Below are 19958 nucleotides of genomic sequence, written 5' to 3' on the forward strand. Positions count from 1 at the left end.
CAATACCATAGAAGGCTTCAACCGCCAGCTCCGCAAGGTGACGAAATCCAAGTCCGTATTTCCGACAGATGACAGCTTGCTGAAAATGCTCTACCTTGCCATGATGGACATAACGAAGAAATGGACAGGCCGCCGCCAGGATTGGAGCATTATCCATGCCCAGCTGGCCGTCTATTATGAAGACAGGCTTCCGGAATAAAAAATCTGCACGTTCAAGGATTTCTTGACGTGCAGAGAGAAATATGGTTGGTATTAGTGACAAGGGCTTAAACCTCTTGTTTTAATAACAATTTTACATCACGATATGGAGTTTACACAGAATTTGGGACAGCCTCGGATTTCGTGACCATTCCTCAAGGCGGCATCGTCCCGGAGGATGCCTTTCTGCCCAATCGGTGATTTGCCCATGAAAAAACGCCACCCTTTAGAACGGCGTTCGCTGTCGGTGTATGTTTATGCTTCCATGCTGTCGATGCATTCCTGCGCCCACTGGCGGCAAAGTTTCAAGCCGTATGCCGTGAAGTGCGGGTAGCTCGCCATCTCGAAGAGCTTGTTGTAGGGGAACCGCTTGTTGCCCGTTTTCTCCCACACGCTTGCCACCCAGCAGGTTTGGCAGCCGCGAGGGATGTATTCGGCGAGCATCACCGTATAGCCTTTGTACTCGTACATCCATTCGCTCATGTCCTTCATTTCTTTTTTCGTTGCGAAGCGGGCAACTTTGCGGATTCCGTAATATTCCTTCATGGTCATTGTCGTTTCCTCCGTTTCGTGTCGCTGTGTTTTCCTTTACAATTTCTGCATGGAAATCACTAATCATGCAGAAGCAGTAATGATGTAGAATAACTTCTTTAAGCGGCTTCTGACCGCTTATTCGCCATGCCGTTTTTACGATGAGTCGATGTTTCTCATGACTTTTTACCCTGAATCCTGCATGGTGTCTATGCTTAGAGCATTTTTTCATGCCACTAACTTAATGACATTGTCTCTCCACCTCCGTGGATATACTGCTCGGTGGCAAAAGCCCTTTGGCTGCTGATAGATGGCAACCGATATGAATCATGAGAACTCCTCCCTTCAAATTTGCCAATATCCTATCATAGGGAAGAGTCTGATGGCAATGCATTCCTAAGTCAGGATGCGGCTGTTTTAAGAATTTGCATCTGATGACAAACAGGCTTGGGCACAGGAAGGAAATATGTCTAAAACATAGAATATTAATTAGAAGAGGTCAAGACCAGCGATGGTGTGGGCCGACCCTGTGTTCAGAGAATCTATGTTAGGAGGAACAGCCGTGAAATGCTTTCAGGAGGCGGTCATCAACCGTCGCACAAATTACGCTTTGGGGAAGGAAATACCAGTATTGCCGTCGCAGATTGTCGCAGCGGTGGAACGGATAACCCAGGAAGTGCCGTCATCCTTCAACATGCAGTCGGCCAGGGTTGTCCTGGCCATGGGGGAGCATCACGAGAAGGTCTGGAGCATAACGAAGGAAGCTTTGCGACGCATTGTGCCTGCAGACAAGTTTGGAGCCACTGAGCAGAAGATTGACAGCTTTGCAGCGGGTTATGGTACAGTTCTGTTCTTTGAGGAGACAGATGCCGTCAAGGAACTGCAGGGCAAATACCCACCCTATGCGGAAAATTTCCCCATTTGGGCATCCCAGGCCAACGGCATGCTTCAGTTTGCCATTTGGACACAACTGACCAGCATGGGGCTTGGAGTCAATATCCAGCACTATAATCCTTTGATTGATGAGAAGGTCAAAGCTCATTTTGATGTGCCCCAAAGCTGGAGCCTGGTGGCTCAGATGGTCTTTGGTGCACCGCTGGCACCACCGCAGCCTATTGAGAAAATGCCCATCAGCGAGAGGGTTAAAGTTTTTGACTGATGAAAAAAATTGCCGTTTTGGGATGTGATCATAACCCGGCGGGAAGATGATGTCAAAGGACGCCCGTCCAATGAGGAAGGGCGTCCTTTGCCGTTGCGTGGGTTATGAATGCGTGGCGAAAAAACGGTAGGCTACACTTCCGGGTCCCAATAATCTGGGGGTTCGTGTTTACCTTCTTTCACAGTCGCTTCATAAATTTGCCATGTGGATTTTGGATGCAGCAAAGTCAAATCTTCTGTCTCTGCCAGCCTGCTGAGTATCGTTTCCACAAAAGCCTGCATATTAGGACTCATGCCGATGCCGGTGGCGCGTTTTCTTGCGAAAACGCGCCCTTGTTGTTAGAAGTGGGTTCCAATCACACTAACAACAAGGAGGCTCATTATGAAAATCGCTGAGTCCACACTTACCTGTTTGGTGGGTGCCATTGACACAATGACACCCACGGAATTTTCAAAGGCTCCTGGCACTTACTTCACCAGGAACCGAAAAGCCGGCTTTAAATCAGTTATCCTGCTTTCCATTGGTGCACTGAAAGGCACAACCTTCGAGCACTCCCGCCGTTTCTTCATGGCTGCCGGGTGCTCGCCGGACATGGCACCAAGCCAATCCGCCCTGACACAGCAGCTTCAAAAGTTTTCCTCAGACGCATTTCCTACGGTGTTTCACCACTTCAACAGCCAGTTTGAATGCAAGACTTTTGAAGGCTTTCAGTTGCTGGCCTGCGACGGCACAGGGCTTGCGTTTAATTCGGATTGGGATTACGACTGCTTCGTGCGCGGCCCAAACAAATATTTTGGTGTCCATATGATGGCACTGTACGACCTGGGGTCCCACAAGTACGTTGATGCCGAAATGCAACCGGCTAGGCTCAAGAACGAATACGAGACCATATGCCTGCTGTGCAAGAGGCAGAATCCTCCCGGCCTCAAACGCCTGCTGGTAGCCGACCGTGGATTTGGCTCGTATAATTTCTATGTACATGCCCAAAACACTGAGAACTCTTTTCTGGTGCGCCTCAGCAAGACACAGGCCCAATCTATTGCGGGGGGTGCTGCGCAGCTGCGGAAGCTGGGAGAAACTTTTGATGTCTGCCTCAATCTGCACTTGGTAAGACATCATCGCAAGACACAGTATCTTCATCAGGATGACCTGGCTTCATATCGTGTCATCGCCCCCTATACCCAGTTCGATCACCTTGAGCACTTGCATGATGGAGCTCAATATCCGCTTGGTCTGCATCAATCTTGAAAATGGCTCATACGAGTACCTGCCAACAAATCTGGGCAGCAACGGCTTTCCTCCAGACAAGCTCAAGATTGTCTACAGAATGCGCTGGGGTATCGAAACCTCTTTCCGGTTTCTCAAGGTGACATTGGGAGCGGAGCACTTTCACTCCAGAAAGAGAGAGCTCGTCATACAGGAAGTCTGGAGTCGCATGATCCTTTACAATTTCTGCATGGAAATCACTAATCACGCCGAAGCAGTAATGAGAATCAAGGAACAGAAAAAGAAATGGCGGTATGTGTACAGGCTTAACATAAGCGAGGCACTGAAGACATGCCATGACTTTCTGCTCATGGACAAGCGTGTGCAGCATCATACGGACATAATAGGCTGGATTATGAAGGCCGGATATTGTCCTGTGCGTGCAGGAAGGAATTATGAGAGGAAAAAGTCTCCTCATGGCGCCAAAAGCTTCAATTGTCGTTAATTAATAATAGCTGCACAAAATAACTTTTTTTAGCGGTCTCTGACCGCTTATTTGTCATGCCGTTTTTACGATGAGGCTGTATTTCTCGTACCTGTTTACCCTGAATCCTGCATGGTGTCTATACTCAGAGCATTTTTTCATGCCACTAACTTAATGACATTGCGAAAAGGATAGCCGTCATAAAAATTGCAAAATGTACAATTGTTGTGCGTACACCCTACTGTTACTTCAACAAAGATGCTGTCCGCGTCTGTTTGCGGACGTACAATCGGACCATGATAGTGCATGATGATTCCTCCGACACATACTGTTTGGCAAACAAGATATTTATGTTAAATCATGCGGAGATTTTCCCGCCGAGAACGCAAGCCTTCTTCTCCGAAACGTCGAAAGATAGTTTCCAGAGTATCGAGCATCTTTTGCTTGTCATTCGGCAATTGCCCATAGATAGGCGTTATGATGGAAGCATTGGTCGCATCTATGGTCGTTTCTATCGTCAATTTACGCAAAAACGTCTGAAGTTCTTCAATTCGTTCGGCTTCCGTGGCTTCAACAAAAGTACCGTTTTTCACATCTTCCATGAGCGGAGTATCGGGAAAAAGAGTAAGCCCTGCCGCCATGACCCGAAACGGCGTGAGCTGGTTGATAACTTCTGCTGTTTTTTCCGCATGGGAAAGACCGTAGCCGTGACCGCCAAGACCACTCAGGAAAATAACGGCATAATCCATGCCTGCCTCCGTCAGTTTTCCCAGCTGTTCCACGATATCCTTTGCTTCATAACCTTTGTTCATGCGTTTTAACACAGCATCATCGCCGGATTCAATGCCAAATACGAGACGGTCATACCCCATCCGGTGAAGTTCTTTGATTTGCTCAACCGACTTGTTCTTTACGCTGTCCACACGCCCATAGCCTCCGATGGACTGGACAAAAGGCAGGTATTCGTGGATAAGCTCGGCAACGGTTTTCAACTTATCGAAAGTCAGCAGGAAGGGGTCGGCGCCCTGCAGCCAGATGCGTGGGAAAGATACGCCATACTCCTTGAGTTCCTGCAAATCCTCTTTGACCTCATCCAATGGCGATACGCCAAAGGGCGCATCCTTGTAGTAGGTGCAGAACCGGCAGGCATTATGGGAACAGCCGGACGTTATTTGCAGGAAAACACTGTTCGCCTCATAAGGCGGACGTACAACGGTACTGGCAAAATGCATGATACAACACTCCTTAATAAATCTATATATCGCTTTTTTTAGATATAAATATTTCTTAAAAAAGGGCAGTTGATTCTGCCCTTTCACAGATTGCTCTTGACATACTCGCCAAATTCACGGATTGTTTCTTCATTGCGTTGGTAGTATGTCCACTTGCCTATGCGCGCGGCTTTCAATAGCCCAGCACGCTGAAGAATGTCAAGATAATGGGACACCGTGGACTGGGAAATCCCCGCTTTCTCCTGAATGCTGCCGACACACACGCCTCCTGTCCATGTGCTGCCATCCGGCAAATGCAGTCCTTGCGGTGGGAAATGCTTTTCCGGCTCTTTCAACCATTCCATGATATTCAAACGTATTTCGTTCGCCAAGGCTTTGTAAATTTCTAATGTGTTCATGCCTATATTATATCTTGTTTTCGCGATATGTCAATGATTTTTTTTAACAACTTCGGCAAAACATTTTTATCGCGCGGAAAGTCCGGCTTCTCCATGATGGGTAATATAACCTGCCGCAAGGAACAGGAAACTTGTGCCAAGACCAATGAAAAGGGGCGGAACCGGACTGTCGACGATAACAGCTATCACTGCTACGGCTGCAGATATTGTCATTGAGAGAATTGCACAGTGGGAGCCAACGGCGTGCTGTCGAAAAATTGTCAGGGTAAGGGGAAGGAAGATGCCGCCTCTTAAGGCCATAGACATATAATTCCAAAGCAATACCTGAGAATCCTTGTTCATGACGGCCACGATTGCTGCTAACAGTATAACAGCCAGCACAACCATGCGAGTGCGAAGAAGGGTTCCTCTTTCCTTGGCATGGGGCAGGATATCCCGAGAAATCATCGTGCCAATGCCCAGCGACAACCCGGCGATGGAACTTATCAAAGAAAGCAGAATCCCACCCATAGCCACACTCCCCACAATCAACGGCTGATATTTCAGCAAGAAAACCGGCAGGGCGAGAAGCGGGCTGATCTCCGGGTGTACTGCGTGCTGCATTCAAGCGTGGGTCGGAAAATATCGTAGAATGGGGAAAGATGGGCTTCAGCGGTCAAGAAAAAATGAAACCTATTCTTTCCAATTCAAGGTAAATGCTGTAGAGTTATATTTATTATGGTCATGGAATACGCCGACCGCAAGGAAGATACCCAGCATTTCTTGAAATCACTGCTTCAGCCATTTATGATAGAAGTTACCCGTCGCTTTGCCATAGATAGATCCGATATCCGTCCTCAGTCCATCTCCGAGCAGATTATGGATTATATGGATAATCACTCCGATGTGGTGACGTTGAAAGACATTTCACGGCACTTCTCCTATCATCCCAACTACATCTCCACGGTACTGCGAAAGGAAACAGGACGCAAATTTACTGAAATTCTATTGGAAAAACGAATGGGAAGGGCATCGCTCCTGTTAAAGAGCACCGCCCTCCCCATCGAAGAAATATCCGCTATGCTTGGCTACAGCAATCACAGCAATTTTTACAAGGCATTCAAGGAGTATTACGGGATAACACCGCGAGAATACCAACACTCAAAAGCAACATAAATCTAATTCTTTTGTATACACTCCACGAACTTATCAAGTGCCGGATTGGTATTTTTTTCCTGCCAGATGGCAGCCACCTCGGCGGGGAGCGAGCTATCCTCCAAAGGAATGAACAGAAGATTTATCCCCGCTGGAGCGCACGGCAGAAAATACTCAGGAACTATAGTGATACCCTTGCCTAAAGCCACGAAGAGCAAGATATTTTCAATGCCTTGATGCTGGAAGTTTATATTCGGAACTAGGCCGACATCAGCAAAATCAGCCAGGATGGCCTGTGTGGGGTCATATTCGCTGAGAGCGTTTTGCCGATAGGAAATGAATATCTCATCTGCCAATTGCTCCCTTTTCAGGGAATGGAATTCTGCCAAATGATGCTGGGGCGGTACTGCTACATACAGTGGATAGCGGGCAAGCACCATTTCTTTCAGTCCGGACTTCTTTTTGCCGGGCAAGGGCAGATTGAAAATAATATCATACTTTCCTTCCATCACCCCATCATATAGGGCCGCCACTTCATCCCGTTCGATAAGGATTTCAATATTCGGGTATTCGTACTGAAAATCCTGCAAAACTTTCGGAAAGACGGTACGCTCAAATCCCCACTGATAGCCCACATGGATTTCTCCGGTGAATCCCTCGGCGGCATCCTTGGTGTGCTGGACAGCCTCCTCGATTCTCGTGATGATGCTTTTGGCTTCCTTGACAAAGACTTTTCCTGCCGGGGTGAGAATAACCTTACGATTATCTCGCTGAAAAAGCTGCACGCCCAGTTTTTCCTCTAAGGCTTTGATTTGATTGGAAACCGCCGTTTGCGAGATATAGTATTTTTCCGCTGTCTTTGTAAAACTCAATGTATCGGCCAAGACAAGGAAATATCGTAGCTGCTGAATGTTCATGTTCAGAAATTATCCTTGTTCTCGGCGTAAACTTCCGGCAGGATTGCAGCCAGATTGGTAAACTCTTTGATATTATGGGCAAATAAGCCCTTGGACACTTCCACGGGAACTTTCGCACCATCAGGCAGAGTGCAACGAATCTCCCCGTCCACCACACCGTAGCCGATCCAAAAACGGGAACACAACATCACTCCGTCCTGATAAGGATACCATTTATGCACCATCGCTGCCGCGCAGGAGCCATCACCTATGCCGCAAACAAGGGATGCGCAGTTTTCCTTGCCAATCAGGGACGTGTCAAAGCCAAAATCAGCAGGGCTTTTGAAGCAAATCTTCAGAAAGCCGGGGCCACCACCCACATCCTCCAAAATATAATGATTAACTCCCCATGTCTTTTCGTTAACCGGCACATTGGGGTCGCAGACATAATTCGCTTTATCGGCGCGAGCAAAATAATGGTCTTCTGGATCCCAAATCTTATAGCGCAAATCCGAGCCTACGCTGTGCCACGGGAACCACCAGTCCAGCATTTCCGGTGTGACACCTGGCATATAGGTTTCGTTACAGACAAAGCCGGTGCCGTTTGCCGCCGTGCCGTAGCCAACCTGAGCATAGTTCTTGTCTTTCCCTGCCAAATAGAGGTTTTTCTCTTCAAAAGGCACAGCGGACTTTTCCTGCGGCGCATCCAGAAGAGCGATTTTCTCCGCCGGGATGTTCGCCATATCCCGCTCAAAAAATTTGTAATAAGAAAGTGCCTTCTCCTCTTTGCTCACGCCGACTTTTTTGCCTAAAAACAGTTTCATGATGATTTCCTCCCTGCAAAATTTATATTATTAGAAGTATGGCCTTCCGTAAAACGCAGTATGCACTGCTGCACCGTGTTAAGAAAGGCTCCAACATACCAAACACCGACGGTCATTGCTACAGCTATCTGTGTAGCATAGCTGCCTTGCAAGCCTTGTTCAAGGGGTGCAAGCACCGTGAGGGTGATTGCCCAACCGCAAAGCCATGACGGACAATGTATCATCTCTGAACCCATAGCCGCTATGATGACCGCCGCTCCGCCCAGCAAAAACAACGTCATGAAGGTGGTGACATCTGCGTTCCAAGAGGAATTTTGCATAGCATTCACTGCCAGCCACCCCCAAAGATCCCCCAGCAAGAATCCAATGGTTATCTTGGGGGCATCCATCAGCTTGTTGCCATTGGTGACATACAATCCGGCGCAAATCAGGGCAACCGCCCCCACATCGACGCTGAGATAAGGTGCCAAGACCGCCCATATTGGCGGAAGAATGGCGATACAAAGGGCAAGGCTCCATGTTTCTGCCGAGAATTTTTTCATAACCGCATATCCTCCTTCTTGCTTTGTTGATTTCATTATACAGAAGGAGGACTCGTAAGGGAAATATCTATTTCGTGGGTTGCTATAATCAAATGGTTATGTATCTTGGCTCTCTCGTACCGCTCCACCAAGCCGTTGCAGCGTTTCTAGTACTCCCCTTGGTCTTGGGCAATCCTCGCATTCTCGGCGATGCAGTTCTGCGTTATCTCCACCAGCACCGCCGCCTCCTGCCCCCATGTGGATTTATGCAGTTGCACAAAGTGAAACATCCTTCCCACGCAGGCATAGAAAACAGCCAGCCATGCTATAGCAAGCAAGGCTGGCTGTTCTTTTTACAGAAATTTTTCAATCGCCGCCAACATGGCGGACGGGCTGGTAATCGGTTCGTAGCGCTCCACTACATTGCCTTCGTGGTCGATGAGGAACTTGGTGAAATCCCACTTAATGCCCTCATCTTCCAGATACTCGGGGTAATGCTTCTTCAGGGCATCCATAAGGATAGCAGGAAGCTCAATACTCCACGCCCAGCTGGCGGCACAGCCAGCGCATCATGGCTTTGTTGGTATCTTCCCCCTGATAGCCATGAGGAGCTTTGGAGTTGCAGACAAAGAAATTCTCCACCCCAGCATCGGTCAAGGCTTTCTGCAGGCTGAGGCTCTGCTGGATGGGCACCAGCGAATCATGACCACCATGGGCAATAAAGAAAGGCGGCGCAGCTTTCGTCACCTGATAGACGGGGCTGCCCAGTTTGGCCAGCTCTACCATCTGCCAGTAGGGTGAGGACTTGTCTCCCGCCTCATCTACCTTGCGCAGGGTGCCTACCCCCTCCCCTTCTCCTGTAAAGCCCAGGAGCACAGACTCCATAGCCCGGACGGAATCATGGGTTTCTGCCGCCTCAGCAGGGTCCTGCAAAGCAGGGCTCATTTCCGGGGCCATGGTCAGCAAATTGGTGGGGCCATAGTAGTCCACGCAGGCCTTCACGCTGCTGCTGAAAGCAAGGTTGCCGCCCTCGTCCCCTTCCAACGCCTGGTTGCCGTTGGTCAAGGCCAGCTCGGCTGCCAGATGGGCACCGGCGGAGCTTCCCGCTATGGCCATGCGGTCTGCGTCCAGGCCATATTCATCTGCATGGGCGCGGACAAAACGCACTGCCGCTTTCACATCGTAGATCTGGGCAGGAAAAGCAGCTTCGCTGTTCAGCCGGTAATCTACGGACACAAAGGCAATGCCGTGATTCAGCACATCCTTGAAGACCTTGTATGTGGAGGCATTGTCACTGGCCATCAGCCCTGCCTGCCCGCTTGCCTGAGCCTGGGGCACGTTCTTGGCATCATCACCTTCATACGAGCCCCTGGCCCAGCCACCCCCGTGGACATAAATCAGGACCGGCACTTTGCCCTTGGCCTTGGGCGGCACAAAGACATTCATGCGGAGCTTTCGGTCTGCGCCGTCAGCATTTTTCACCTCTGCCACCAGCACATCCCGATAAGTGGGCGGCATCTGCACCAAATCATCCGCCCTGGCTCCCGCCTCGCAGCCTGCCCCCAAAGGTGCTGCTACCGCCAGCGACAGCAAGGCCGCCAGGGCCAGTTTCTTCACTCTGCCTGCTTTCATGGGATTCCCTCCTGCACTCTACCTTGTCCTTACTTCTTGATACGCTTGTAGTCGGCGTCAAAATACTTTCCTGCTCGGATATCGTCCGTCATGCCCTTGTAGGGAGCCTCGGCAATGACCTCCTCGTTGTTCTGCCCGGCCTTGCCCATGTAGGTGATCTTGGCGAACTCCGGCACCAGATACTTGGGATAATTCTCGTACTTCTCCCTTGATTCCTTCATGAGTTCAATATGTTCATTCTGGAAGCAGACCGTAATCTCAGGATGATCCTGCACCCACTTGGGGAAGAAGATCACGCCGTGCATGATATGCTCGTTAGGCATGAAATCCAAAGCCACATCCGTGCCAGTGGGCTCCGTCCAGGTAACCTTGTACACCCCATCGGTGAGCTTCACGATATTGGCCTCCTGGTCTTTCACCCAGCGGCCAGCCACCATGCCGCCGTGGATGCGGTAATCCACCGTGTGGTCATTCTTGGCATACCACTCATACTCCCAGCCGTTGTCGTAGGTATAGATAAAGTGAGTGCCCAGAAAATCGTCCAGTTCTTTGAATTCCATCAGAAATGCCCCTTTCAGCAATCATGTATATATTTACATATTCTTTACGTCTGTTATAATACCCCTTTCCCAAAGCTTTGTCAACATTATGTAAATAAATACATGTAAAGATTTTCTTCATGTGATATACTGGGGTCAACAAGAGAGAAAGAAAGGTGATCTGCATGGCACAGAAGAACGTGCTGAAATACATCATCCTGGGCATGCTGGCCCACAGGGAGCTGGCAGGCTACGATATCAAGAAACTGTTCGAGGAAGAGCTGGGAGATTTCTGGTACTCCAACCACAGCCAGATTTACCCGGAGCTGCGCCGCCTGGAAGAAGAAGGCTTCATTGCTTCCCATACAGAGCTGGTGGGAAAGAAGCTGGAAAAGAAATTCTACCGCATAACAAAAAGCGGACAGCAGCTACTGTCCGCCTGGATGGAAGAACCCCTGAATCCCCCGGTGCCCACCAGGGACGAATTCACCATGAAACTATACCTGATAAACTCAGCCAAAGACCCGCTGGTGCCCCGTCTCTTTCAAGAAGAAATCTGCCGCCACGAGGAAAAACTCCAATACCTGCAAGCCCGCTGGCAGCTGCTCTTCGCCGACGAAGCAGCCAGACAGGAGCACTACGGCCACCGCTGCATCCTCCAACAGGCCATCCTGAGGGAAAAGCAACGGCTGGAATGGCTCCGCCAGGAATATGCGGCACTGAAGCAGTAACGCTTCAAACCTTTCCCTTGCCCCTTTGGCGAGGATTTTGCCCCCCTAAACTGGACATCATGTTTGCGTCGGACGCTTCCCCGTCAATATTTCTTCCATGATTAACTTCGGCATATCCTCCATATCCGGCGTTGGATTGAATCTTCTTGGATTATATTCCTCCATGGATAAATCATAGGCTACCACATCCATCGTTTCCGAAAACCAACACCAATCGTCATCGTCATTTTCTCGTGCGGAATCGTAAAGTTCTTGGTATTCGGGACAATTATTCAGTCCCGGCAGTTTATGCTTGGGTGTCTCTCGCAAGAGCCGATATAGTTTTTCGGCATATTCGTCAAAACGCTCCCCATCATAGTGCAATCTTACAAAGACCGTGACCCGCAAAGCGTCGCCCAATTTCTCATCAAGATGAGCACCGAGAATAATCTTTGCATTGGGAGCAACTTCACGAAGAGTGGAAACTGCTTCGGCGGCTGTGGACGAATCTACTTTACCAGTGCCGCCTAAAATGTGAACGAGTATATTTTTTGATTTTGTGATTTTTTTAGATTTACCCTTGGACACCGCCTCTTTCGCAGCAAGGACGGCGGCATTTTCTCCCGTAGCTTCTGCTTCCCCCATGTAAACATCACCGTTAAAATGCTTAAATGGGTCGAGCTCTACCTCGTCTAATGAAATCAACCCCGGTCTTGTGAAAATGGCAGCCATTCTATTGTAGAATCTCCTATAATATTTGCCTTCATCGCCACTAAAAACACCACTATCGGCTGACACATATCTCGACTTCAAAAGTTTTGCTCCCATGCAGACAGCCTCCCCATAAATTACTTGTCACGGTTATTCCAAAGAAGTCCGGCAAGCAGTCCCAACAAAAACAATTTGCCATCATGCCTCATGGCTCGTTCCTCATCGCTGACATTGAGATAGTAAAGCAGACTGACGGCTTTTTGCCAGCAGGCAAAGGCAAGACTTAGCAAAAGAATGACACCGATCAAATGATACAATGGCTCAATGCCCTCAGACATAAGCAGTATATAGTCACACACGAGAACAAAAAATCCGAGGCATAACAGGAAAATAGAGAGGCAAATATCGAACAACTTACGACCGAGGCTTTTCATGTTGGCTCACATCCCTTATCACAGAGTCTTCCCTTGTCCCTGCCGCTCGATTTTTTGTCGGTACTTCCATAGTGGCAATGCTTTTTTGAATGCCAAATCAAAGCCTGATTTTTCTTCATAGGTCAGCTCATGTTTTAGCACATCAGCTTCAATAAAGTCTAATTCTATGTGATTTTCTGACCGCCAGTTACGATGGATATACAATGTTTTTTCCTTGGAGTTAATGGTGACAAGATATAGGAAAATCGGCTCCGTATCATAGGCGGTTTCCACTTGATAGAGCAGAGTCATCTTGCCGCTTTCCTCGTCATATTCAATCGACCATGGATAGATGGAGTATTCCTCATAGTGACCATCTACCACCCGCCCCGTAACACGGGTCGGAAATCCCTTGGGCTGATTGGCGGCGTATGCGACAAGAGGGAAGATAAAATAACTGGCAGATAAAACGACCAAAATGAACTTTTTCATAAGGCATCACCATCCATCTTTCATCCATCGATTTGATTGTCAACAAAGATCATCATGCCTCATGGCTCATTATTCATTGATGATATTGAGTACGTGAAGCGAATATCGAACGTCTATTTCTTAAAGCCTGATGCGATTGTCACTACCAACACTTCTTCGTCTTTCATGGCATTATCGATGGTGGCTGAAACAACATTGTTTACCATTGCGCCCGGTAAAATTTTTTGCAAAGTTCCTATATCTATAGTGTTCTCATTGCCAAAGACTGCAAAATAAACATTATGCGCCTGCCTCAAGTCCCTATGTTGCATGTATATTTGTTCGGTGGCTGCTTGAAGGATTTTCTCCTCGAAACCGTGATGTATAGTTTCTTTAACGATGGCCGCAATTGCAACATCATGTTCCTTGATGCCGCTTCGCAAATCCTCAAGATCTAGCCCGATGATACCCATGAAAATATGAGGGGCGAATATAGCTCGCACAATGCAGGAAACTGCGTTGTTTACTTGCCCATTGGAAATCGAATTATATCCTGCGAAATCAATGATTGCATTTACTTGCCCTTTTAAGCGGCTAAGTGCCTGCTCCTGCTCATGATTGCGACTTTTGGTATTGCACAGCATTATGGCGATGTAACGAACATTATTTTTTACCGCTAAATCCACCATGATTTGTAGGCTCTTTATTTCCTGCTCGTCTTTTAGTTGCGTTGCTATGCAAAGAACATCGGTATGAGAAAGAACATCGCTAAGAATCGGCTCACTCATATCAGTTTCTTCCATTTCAAAATCGCGCTTATCAATGTTCGTGTCAAAAAGCAAATGTCTGATTGAGCGGAGAAAGGAATTATAGTCCCAACAATCACCTAAAGATACCAGTGTAGGCAAAGCTGTATACGCCCACCCCTCTCCGTCAATTTTAAGGTTTGTGAGTTTTATCATGAAAATCATCCTTTCTAAAATCATTCAAAACGAGTTGTGCTGTACCAATCAGCGTAGGGCTTCACTAATTCTTCCAATATCACCAAATTCAAGTTTCGTGAGTTTAATCATATTTTTTCCCGCCTTTCATTTCCTTCTCATCAAACCATTTCTGCCAATCAACCTGTAATCTGCTCAAGATATCACTTATTAACGTCCATACTCCCATGGCATCGCCAAACTGAAGATTTGTCAGCTGTATGTGTTTATCAGCCACAAAGGTTGATACATCGCTTTCAAGAAAATCCATTACTGCTTTTTTATCCGTATCAACCATATCCCGTTTACTAATTTTTTTATTAATTTCTTTTTTTGTAGAGGCGGCAAGCTTTTTAATATCCGATTTAAACATAGGATTTAAACTAACATAAAGTATTTGCATCTCTGCTTCATGAAAATGCTGATAAAAACCTTGTTGCAAAATACATTTAGCAACCTCTTCTTGATTAGCTTTTACGTTATCAAATCTATTCCCTAGACGTTCGGAGCCAAATATTGTTACATTTTCACTCAATGTCGACATGTGTTCTATCGCATACTTGCTCAGGGTGTATTGATATTTTTTTGTTGATAATTCATTTCCGTTTTCATTGATTCCGTAATTCATTATTATATCGTAGAAACGATTGTAAAGCGAATTGCTCCCTTGCTTACAAGTCCACAACATATTCCACAATTGCGTACCATCCACGCTGTCATCAGATGTTTTTAGTTCGACAAGATATATTGTGGGCTTGTCGGATTCCTTACAGGACATAAGAAAATCAACACTGGCATACTGACGATTGGAAGATATTTCCCCCTCGCTCTTGATGCATGGTTGACCTACACACGCAATCGGAAATTCCTTGGCAATCAGCTTGATATCTTTTCCGAAGCTTTGCGACACAATTTCCTCGATATGCTCTGAAATCATCATATCAATTATCACTTCTGCCTTGATTTTTTGCGTCCGATAATCATTCACCGTCCACTTTTTGACCATCTCATAAAATGCTTGATACTCATTCATACCAAATCTCTCCTCCCCCAACATCAATAGTATCCCCGTCCTGCGGGAAAATCATCATATCCCTGTATTTATCTTCGACATCAAGCTCCTTGAATCCTTCCTGATTTTCCGTGTGGAAAGGTACAATATATTTCCGTGGAGCAATATCCTTGATAAACTTCGCCAAGGTTGCTCTGTCAGCATGACCTGTCGAGTGGATATATTTCACCTCATCACCGAATCGATTGACGAAGGTTGACAAACCCTCATCGTAAGCAGGATGTTTGGGGTTCAAATAGCCCTGCCACATGGAGTAAATCAAATGCGGCTTATAATCGCTCATATAATAGCCATATCTGTCGTACAATGAATACGCATCTTCTTTTTTTCGATTTAAGAGAGAGCCCAGCAGCACCACACCTTCCTTTGGGTGTGCTAGCTTCAATTCGTCGATTCCCTTGATTGGCGGCAAATCGTAAAGACCTGTATATGCACCTGCCATATCAGAAAAAGTCTTTAGCATTTCCATGATATACGGACTGCCGTAAATGGGCAGATGGTTTGCTTGCGCCGCTCGGCAAATAGATGTGAGGCTGTCAAAATTGGTAGAAGAACATACGACGAAAATCTGTCGATGGTCTCGCATAAAATCCATGGCTTCTTTTTTTACATTCCATTCGGTTAAAAGATGCTCCGACGAGCGAGCAAGCATCGTCCCTTCGATCAGGAGTACATCAACTTCTTTGTGATAACTGTCGTGAATCAGTTCCGGGGTAATATTAAGGCTTTTGCTCATATAGCCCGTGCTTCTAAAATCACCACTGTGAAGAATAGTATGCCCTGCGCCCTCAAAAAGGAACATATTGGCATGATAGGCCGAGTGGTCAACAAAGAAGGTATGTACGCTAATATCGCCGATTCGTAAGGTTTTTCCTACCGTAAATGGGTGAATACGGCCATTATGATTGGCAAGCAGCTCCTGCATAACCTTATTGCCGGTATGCTCATGGAGTTTCCGTAAAATCGTCAACATGGCCGAATCCATGTAGATGGGAACATCGGAGGGTATTTTATCCATCAGTCCAGTATGGTCGCCATGATAATGGGTGAAGAACACGGCATCAATGTGGGAGCGAAAAGGCCGGAATAGTTCTTTGACAATCTCATCATCGCTTAACGATCCATGACTGCCTGGCAGTTGACTACCAAGGTCTACCACGATATTCGTTTCCCCCATATTAATTTCGGTGATGCTGCCTCCAATCTGTTTTGTTCCCCGATGAATGGTAATATGCACACGCTTTTTATACCATTCGTTGCGCTCTTCCATTCCGCGAAAGCCGAGAAAATCACGGAATTTCCATGGTGGTGGCGGATTGTCATGTTCTTCGTTGCACTCAGCACCTACTTCCAAAATATCTCGCAAGGTGGGAAATGGCGAATCGGTCTCTGCCCATGCTTTTACCTCACGCAGTACATCCGCCTCGTCTTCTCCGCATCGCTTGGCTGCCCAACGAGCCAAATCGACAAGTAATGCGTCATCATCGACATCCAAAGACACATTCCGTGCGGCATCCACCATGTCATCATTCAATTCCCTAATCGACTTAATAAGTTCAATGGCTTTTATTTTCATCTACCTCTTCCCACACATAACACTTGTCCTTAGCATGGTACACAAGCTCCTTTTCGGAAAATGCCCGGCGCAAAATACTCAAATCCCGCACAAAAGTGCGTCTTGGCAGGGGCGCTCCGTTCAGCTTATCAGCGATGCCGCGGCTCAGATAACCGCAATCATGCAAAAACCTGATATACGCTAACAAGCGAGTTTTTCTGGACTGATCCAAAAGTGGTTCTACATCTGTTTCCTCACGGTATCTTTCCATTACATTCTCTATTTCATATCGGCCATCCCGTGGTCTGTATGATATGGTCGGCTCGAATTTACGAAGGATCTTCATATCCCGTCCCAACATAGAGGGCATAGGATACACACTGCAACAGATTTTATTCCCCAAAAGCATGGAATCATAGGCTGCAAGCAACCTGATTGTGCGGGTTAAATCTCCTTTTCCCTCATCTTCCCCATTTTTAGGGTTCGCAAACGGCGAATTTTCTATCTCATACCCGGGCTTTCCCCAACAGCGCCCTTCCCATAAATCCTCTATCCTGTTTAATTCCTCCATTGTTTGAAAATGCTCTGCCGACCAGTGGTGGCCCAGCCATTGCAGATTATGCCCCAAAAGGTGGCTTTGCACCCGTGGCGATAGCTTTTGCTCCTCCAGAAAGAGATATGCTTCATCCGTAAGACAATACACCTTGCTAAGTTCTTCCTCGATTTCTTCCGTCCAAGGCCGTGAAGCCAAAGCCCATAGGCCTCTTCCGGCCAGATCAGCTTCACTCGTTACGGTCAAAGCCCATCTTACAAAGTGGTCAAGCATATACCAACGGTTTTCCACTTCTTTGCTGGCAGAAGCTGATAGCATTTCACCTACGTCCGAACCGCAAAACTCACTGAAGCAATTCGGTGATATACCTGCGAATTCTTCCAGACCGTAAAACCGCTCTATATTCTCCTCCTCACGGAATCCCCATCTCCTCAGTATAACTGCCCACAGAGGCGCAAAAGGATTTTTCTCATAGCCTTCCGTGAGTTTTGCCGTGACAGGAATCTTCAAATACTTGCACAAAGCCAAAAAGGGATTTTTTTGTTTTTGTGGGAAAAGGCCATCGAAATTCTTGTCTATAATTCCTCTCCAGTACTCAATATGCAAATCCTTGGGACATCGGGAAAAGGCGCGTAATCTTCTGTAGCCTTTGGTATTGCTCTCAGGGGGAATATATGCGTCGTCTGCTGCCAAAAGGAGATAAGTTATTGCTTGTTCAGTTACAATTCCCGGAATATCCAAGCCGAAATCTGTCCAATCCTTGCCACTGGGGGCAAATTTTACCGTGCCTTCGCCCACACGGAAATTTTCACTGATGGTCACCCTGCAACTCTCGATTTTCTCTACATCCAAGGATATGCCAAAGTCTGTGAAATTTATATTCACAGGAATCTGAAACAGTTCTGCCTGAACATCTACGCTCCCGTCTGCCATTCGCTTTAATTCCCAGCCTATAGGCGCGGTAACGATCTTTGCGATGTTTTCCTTGTAAGAGAGTTCAACATTTATCGAAAAATAAGCAATCTTGCCTTGCAGACGGCAACCGGATGCAGAGCGAATGCTGTCCATTCGCTCTAAATGATGTATCTTCTCAAAGCAACGGTGCGTGGGACACCATACCAGCCGCTGATGCGCTTCGGTATGAAAGTATGACCAGCCAAAGTCTTGATAAGCCGGATTCATATAGCAAGCATTCAGCCCTGTGGGATGGCTATACGCTCCTTCCCGCTTGACCCAGTAAACATCCGCCACGATAACGACAGGAGAGTCTGCCTCCTCTGTTACTTCTCTCCATGCGGCGATTGTCATATCGTACAGGTAGATCTTTTTGCTTTCCGGCGCAGTTCTTGCCATACATTTCCCCTCCCCTGACGAAACAGATTTATTTTTTTGCCTATTATACCACAAAAGAAACGACATCAGAGTGGCTCACATGTTTTTGAGCCACCCACATGTCGCATGGTTCGTGATATACTCTATTCAGGCTATTTTTTGAGGAGGCGTGAATATTGGATTTGGAATTGATAAAAGCCATGATTGTCGGCCACGCCATTGGCGATGCCCTTGGCGTCCCCGTGGAATTTATGTCACGGGAGGAAATTGCCCATGACCCTGTTGCTGAGATGAGAGGCTACGGCACACATCACCAGCCCCCCGGCACCTGGTCTGATGACACCAGCATGACGCTGTGCCTATTGGAAAGCATCGTCCGCCTGGGGCGCATCGACTGCAAAGACATCATGGACAATTTTGTGAGCTGGCTAAGAAGGGCAGAATTTACTGCCACGGGAACCACCTTCGATGTTGGCATAGCATCTCAAGCGGCCATTCATCGCTATGAACAAGGCACTCCGCCCCTTGCTTGCGGCGGCAGCGGAGAGTACGACAACGGCAACGGTTCGCTCATGCGTATTGCCCCCCTTGCCATTTACCTTTGGCAGCACAATATTTCCACCGTGAAAGACGTTTTGAAGGAGGCACACCATATCTCGCGCCTTACCCACGCCCACCCACGAAGCCAGATGGCTTGCGGCATCTACACATTGATTGCCATGAACTTGCTCATAGGTCAGCCGCTCTTAAAGGCAATAGAAAAAGGCCTGTCAGAGGCTCATGCCTTCTATGAAAGGGAAAGCGAGTTTGCCAGGGAAGTGCCCCACTACAGAAGGCTTTGGAATTTTGGCAGTTTCGCTGGCCTTACAAAAGCTGACATCAGCAGCAGTGGCTATGTGGTTGACACATTGGAAGCCAGCCTTTGGTGTCTTACGAATACGAAAAATTATCGTGAGGCGGTTCTCGCCGCCGTCAATCTCGGTAATGATACGGATACAATAGGTGCGATTGTTGGAGGTCTCGCAGGTCTGGCATACGGCTGGGAAGATATTCCGCAAGAGTGGAAGAATTCACTCATTAAGCTGGATTATATGGAAGAATTGTGTCAAAAAATGATGCATTGCCAGCAGTCAATGCTCAGCCTGAACCGTCAGGCTCGAATTCATGCGCTGCTGATAGCACTGCGCCCAAACCGTCAGTGCTGCCAGCAGGCAGAACAGCAAGCCGCCCAGCACCGCATACCTGGTTCCCCAGGCTTCGATGAAGCGGCCGCTGACCGTAGTCCCCAGCACACATCCCAGATTGGCTGCCGTCAGGAACAGGCCATTGGCAAAGTCCGGAGAATCGCGTAGAACATTGGCTGGCCTCCTTCTCCAATAAACTCGATGAAAAGGGAGGCTGTTGCAC

General features: G+C 47.5%; 24 protein-coding genes. 7 read left to right on the forward strand and 17 right to left on the reverse strand.

The window, feature by feature from the left end:
* The coding region (locus BLW59_RS12840) for a transposase (protein ID WP_139283673.1) at window positions 1-199 on the forward strand (199 nt) is incomplete at its 5' end.
* Between the two features lie 254 nt (window positions 200-453).
* Here BLW59_RS12840 and BLW59_RS12845 read toward each other — a convergent pair.
* Window positions 454-750, reverse strand: a complete 297-nt coding sequence (locus BLW59_RS12845; RefSeq protein ID WP_074698092.1) for a hypothetical protein — start codon at window positions 748-750, stop codon at window positions 454-456.
* A gap of 541 nt (window positions 751-1291) precedes the next feature.
* Between BLW59_RS12845 and BLW59_RS12850 the strand changes: the two genes are divergently transcribed.
* The 3 genes from BLW59_RS12850 (at window position 1292) to BLW59_RS12865 (ending at window position 3599) form a co-directional block, all read left to right on the forward strand.
* A complete protein-coding gene (locus tag BLW59_RS12850) occupies window positions 1292-1888 on the forward strand; it encodes a nitroreductase family protein (RefSeq protein WP_217634620.1) in 597 nt (198 codons plus the stop codon).
* 381 nt (window positions 1889-2269) lie between these two features.
* On the forward strand, window positions 2270-3136 hold the full coding sequence (locus BLW59_RS17455; RefSeq protein WP_074698093.1) for a transposase: 867 nt from the start codon (window positions 2270-2272) through the stop codon (window positions 3134-3136).
* Window positions 3096-3599, forward strand: coding sequence for a transposase (locus BLW59_RS12865; RefSeq protein ID WP_175463439.1), 504 nt, complete (start codon window positions 3096-3098; stop codon window positions 3597-3599). The genes BLW59_RS17455 and BLW59_RS12865 overlap by 41 nt, the downstream gene beginning before the upstream one ends.
* A gap of 332 nt (window positions 3600-3931) precedes the next feature.
* Here BLW59_RS12865 and BLW59_RS12870 read toward each other — a convergent pair whose 3' ends face one another.
* The 3 genes from BLW59_RS12870 to BLW59_RS12880 all read right to left on the reverse strand — a co-directional run bounded on the left by BLW59_RS12870 (window position 3932) and on the right by BLW59_RS12880 (window position 5718).
* On the reverse strand, window positions 3932-4810 hold the full coding sequence (locus BLW59_RS12870; RefSeq protein ID WP_074698095.1) for a radical SAM protein: 879 nt from the start codon (window positions 4808-4810) through the stop codon (window positions 3932-3934).
* A gap of 83 nt (window positions 4811-4893) precedes the next feature.
* Complete coding sequence (locus BLW59_RS12875) at window positions 4894-5208, reverse strand: ArsR/SmtB family transcription factor (RefSeq protein WP_029544696.1); 315 nt, start codon at window positions 5206-5208, stop codon at window positions 4894-4896.
* A 66-nt stretch (window positions 5209-5274) separates the two neighbouring features.
* A complete protein-coding gene (locus BLW59_RS12880; protein ID WP_074698096.1) occupies window positions 5275-5718 on the reverse strand; it encodes a hypothetical protein in 444 nt (147 codons plus the stop codon).
* Between the two features lie 207 nt (window positions 5719-5925).
* On the opposite strand from BLW59_RS12880, the gene BLW59_RS12885 reads away from it, so the two are divergent.
* Complete coding sequence (locus BLW59_RS12885; RefSeq protein WP_074698097.1) at window positions 5926-6363, forward strand: helix-turn-helix transcriptional regulator; 438 nt, start codon at window positions 5926-5928, stop codon at window positions 6361-6363.
* A 2-nt stretch (window positions 6364-6365) separates the two neighbouring features.
* Here the strand turns inward: BLW59_RS12885 and BLW59_RS12890 are convergent, their stop codons facing one another.
* The 6 genes from BLW59_RS12890 to BLW59_RS12915 form a co-directional block, all read right to left on the reverse strand.
* Entirely contained in the window at window positions 6366-7259 is an 894-nt protein-coding gene (locus tag BLW59_RS12890; protein WP_074698098.1) for a LysR family transcriptional regulator, read from the reverse strand.
* Window positions 7260-7261: 2 nt separating this feature from the next.
* On the reverse strand, window positions 7262-8062 hold the full coding sequence (locus tag BLW59_RS12895; protein WP_074698099.1) for a DAPG hydrolase family protein: 801 nt from the start codon (window positions 8060-8062) through the stop codon (window positions 7262-7264).
* Window positions 8059-8604 carry a DUF1097 domain-containing protein gene (locus tag BLW59_RS12900; protein WP_074698100.1) on the reverse strand — a complete coding sequence of 182 codons (546 nt, stop codon included), beginning with the start codon at window positions 8602-8604 and terminating at the stop codon, window positions 8059-8061. Before BLW59_RS12900 ends, BLW59_RS12895 begins: the two co-directional genes overlap by 4 nt.
* A 332-nt stretch (window positions 8605-8936) precedes the next feature.
* Window positions 8937-9098 carry a hypothetical protein gene (locus BLW59_RS17795; RefSeq protein WP_175463440.1) on the reverse strand — a complete coding sequence of 54 codons (162 nt, stop codon included), beginning with the start codon at window positions 9096-9098 and terminating at the stop codon, window positions 8937-8939.
* Between the two features lie 16 nt (window positions 9099-9114).
* On the reverse strand, window positions 9115-10215 hold the full coding sequence (locus BLW59_RS12910) for an alpha/beta hydrolase (RefSeq protein WP_074698101.1): 1101 nt from the start codon (window positions 10213-10215) through the stop codon (window positions 9115-9117).
* A gap of 29 nt (window positions 10216-10244) precedes the next feature.
* A complete protein-coding gene (locus tag BLW59_RS12915) occupies window positions 10245-10775 on the reverse strand; it encodes a phenolic acid decarboxylase (RefSeq protein ID WP_029544700.1) in 531 nt (176 codons plus the stop codon).
* A 164-nt stretch (window positions 10776-10939) separates the two neighbouring features.
* Between BLW59_RS12915 and BLW59_RS12920 the strand changes: the two genes are divergently transcribed.
* Complete coding sequence (locus BLW59_RS12920) at window positions 10940-11485, forward strand: PadR family transcriptional regulator (protein WP_029544702.1); 546 nt, start codon at window positions 10940-10942, stop codon at window positions 11483-11485.
* A gap of 57 nt (window positions 11486-11542) precedes the next feature.
* On the opposite strand, the gene BLW59_RS12925 is transcribed toward BLW59_RS12920, so the two are convergent.
* The 7 genes from BLW59_RS12925 to BLW59_RS12955 all read right to left on the reverse strand — a co-directional run bounded on the left by BLW59_RS12925 (window position 11543) and on the right by BLW59_RS12955 (window position 18572).
* Window positions 11543-12292 carry a hypothetical protein gene (locus BLW59_RS12925; RefSeq protein ID WP_029544704.1) on the reverse strand — a complete coding sequence of 250 codons (750 nt, stop codon included), beginning with the start codon at window positions 12290-12292 and terminating at the stop codon, window positions 11543-11545.
* Between the two features lie 20 nt (window positions 12293-12312).
* Window positions 12313-12609, reverse strand: a complete 297-nt coding sequence (locus tag BLW59_RS17800) for a hypothetical protein (RefSeq protein ID WP_074698102.1) — start codon at window positions 12607-12609, stop codon at window positions 12313-12315.
* A gap of 18 nt (window positions 12610-12627) precedes the next feature.
* The gene (locus tag BLW59_RS12935; RefSeq protein ID WP_074698103.1) at window positions 12628-13080 is read right to left on the reverse strand and encodes a hypothetical protein; all 453 of its coding nucleotides are present in this window, start codon (window positions 13078-13080) and stop codon (window positions 12628-12630) included.
* Between the two features lie 113 nt (window positions 13081-13193).
* The gene (locus tag BLW59_RS12940; RefSeq protein ID WP_074698104.1) at window positions 13194-14021 is read right to left on the reverse strand and encodes a hypothetical protein; all 828 of its coding nucleotides are present in this window, start codon (window positions 14019-14021) and stop codon (window positions 13194-13196) included.
* A gap of 103 nt (window positions 14022-14124) precedes the next feature.
* The gene (locus tag BLW59_RS12945; RefSeq protein ID WP_074698105.1) at window positions 14125-15072 is read right to left on the reverse strand and encodes a hypothetical protein; all 948 of its coding nucleotides are present in this window, start codon (window positions 15070-15072) and stop codon (window positions 14125-14127) included.
* Entirely contained in the window at window positions 15065-16687 is a 1623-nt protein-coding gene (locus tag BLW59_RS12950) for an MBL fold metallo-hydrolase (RefSeq protein WP_074698106.1), read from the reverse strand. Before BLW59_RS12950 ends, BLW59_RS12945 begins: the two co-directional genes overlap by 8 nt.
* A complete protein-coding gene (locus BLW59_RS12955) occupies window positions 16668-18572 on the reverse strand; it encodes a hypothetical protein (protein WP_074698107.1) in 1905 nt (634 codons plus the stop codon). The genes BLW59_RS12950 and BLW59_RS12955 overlap by 20 nt, the downstream gene beginning before the upstream one ends.
* A 155-nt stretch (window positions 18573-18727) precedes the next feature.
* Between BLW59_RS12955 and BLW59_RS12960 the strand changes: the two genes are divergently transcribed.
* Window positions 18728-19903 carry an ADP-ribosylglycohydrolase family protein gene (locus BLW59_RS12960; protein WP_217634621.1) on the forward strand — a complete coding sequence of 392 codons (1176 nt, stop codon included), beginning with the start codon at window positions 18728-18730 and terminating at the stop codon, window positions 19901-19903.
* Window positions 19904-19958: the final 55 nt, after the last annotated feature.

It is taken from the genome of Selenomonas sp. KH1T6 (genome assembly GCF_900108415.1).
GTDB lineage: Bacteria > Bacillota > Negativicutes > Selenomonadales > Selenomonadaceae > Selenomonas_B > Selenomonas_B ruminantium_A.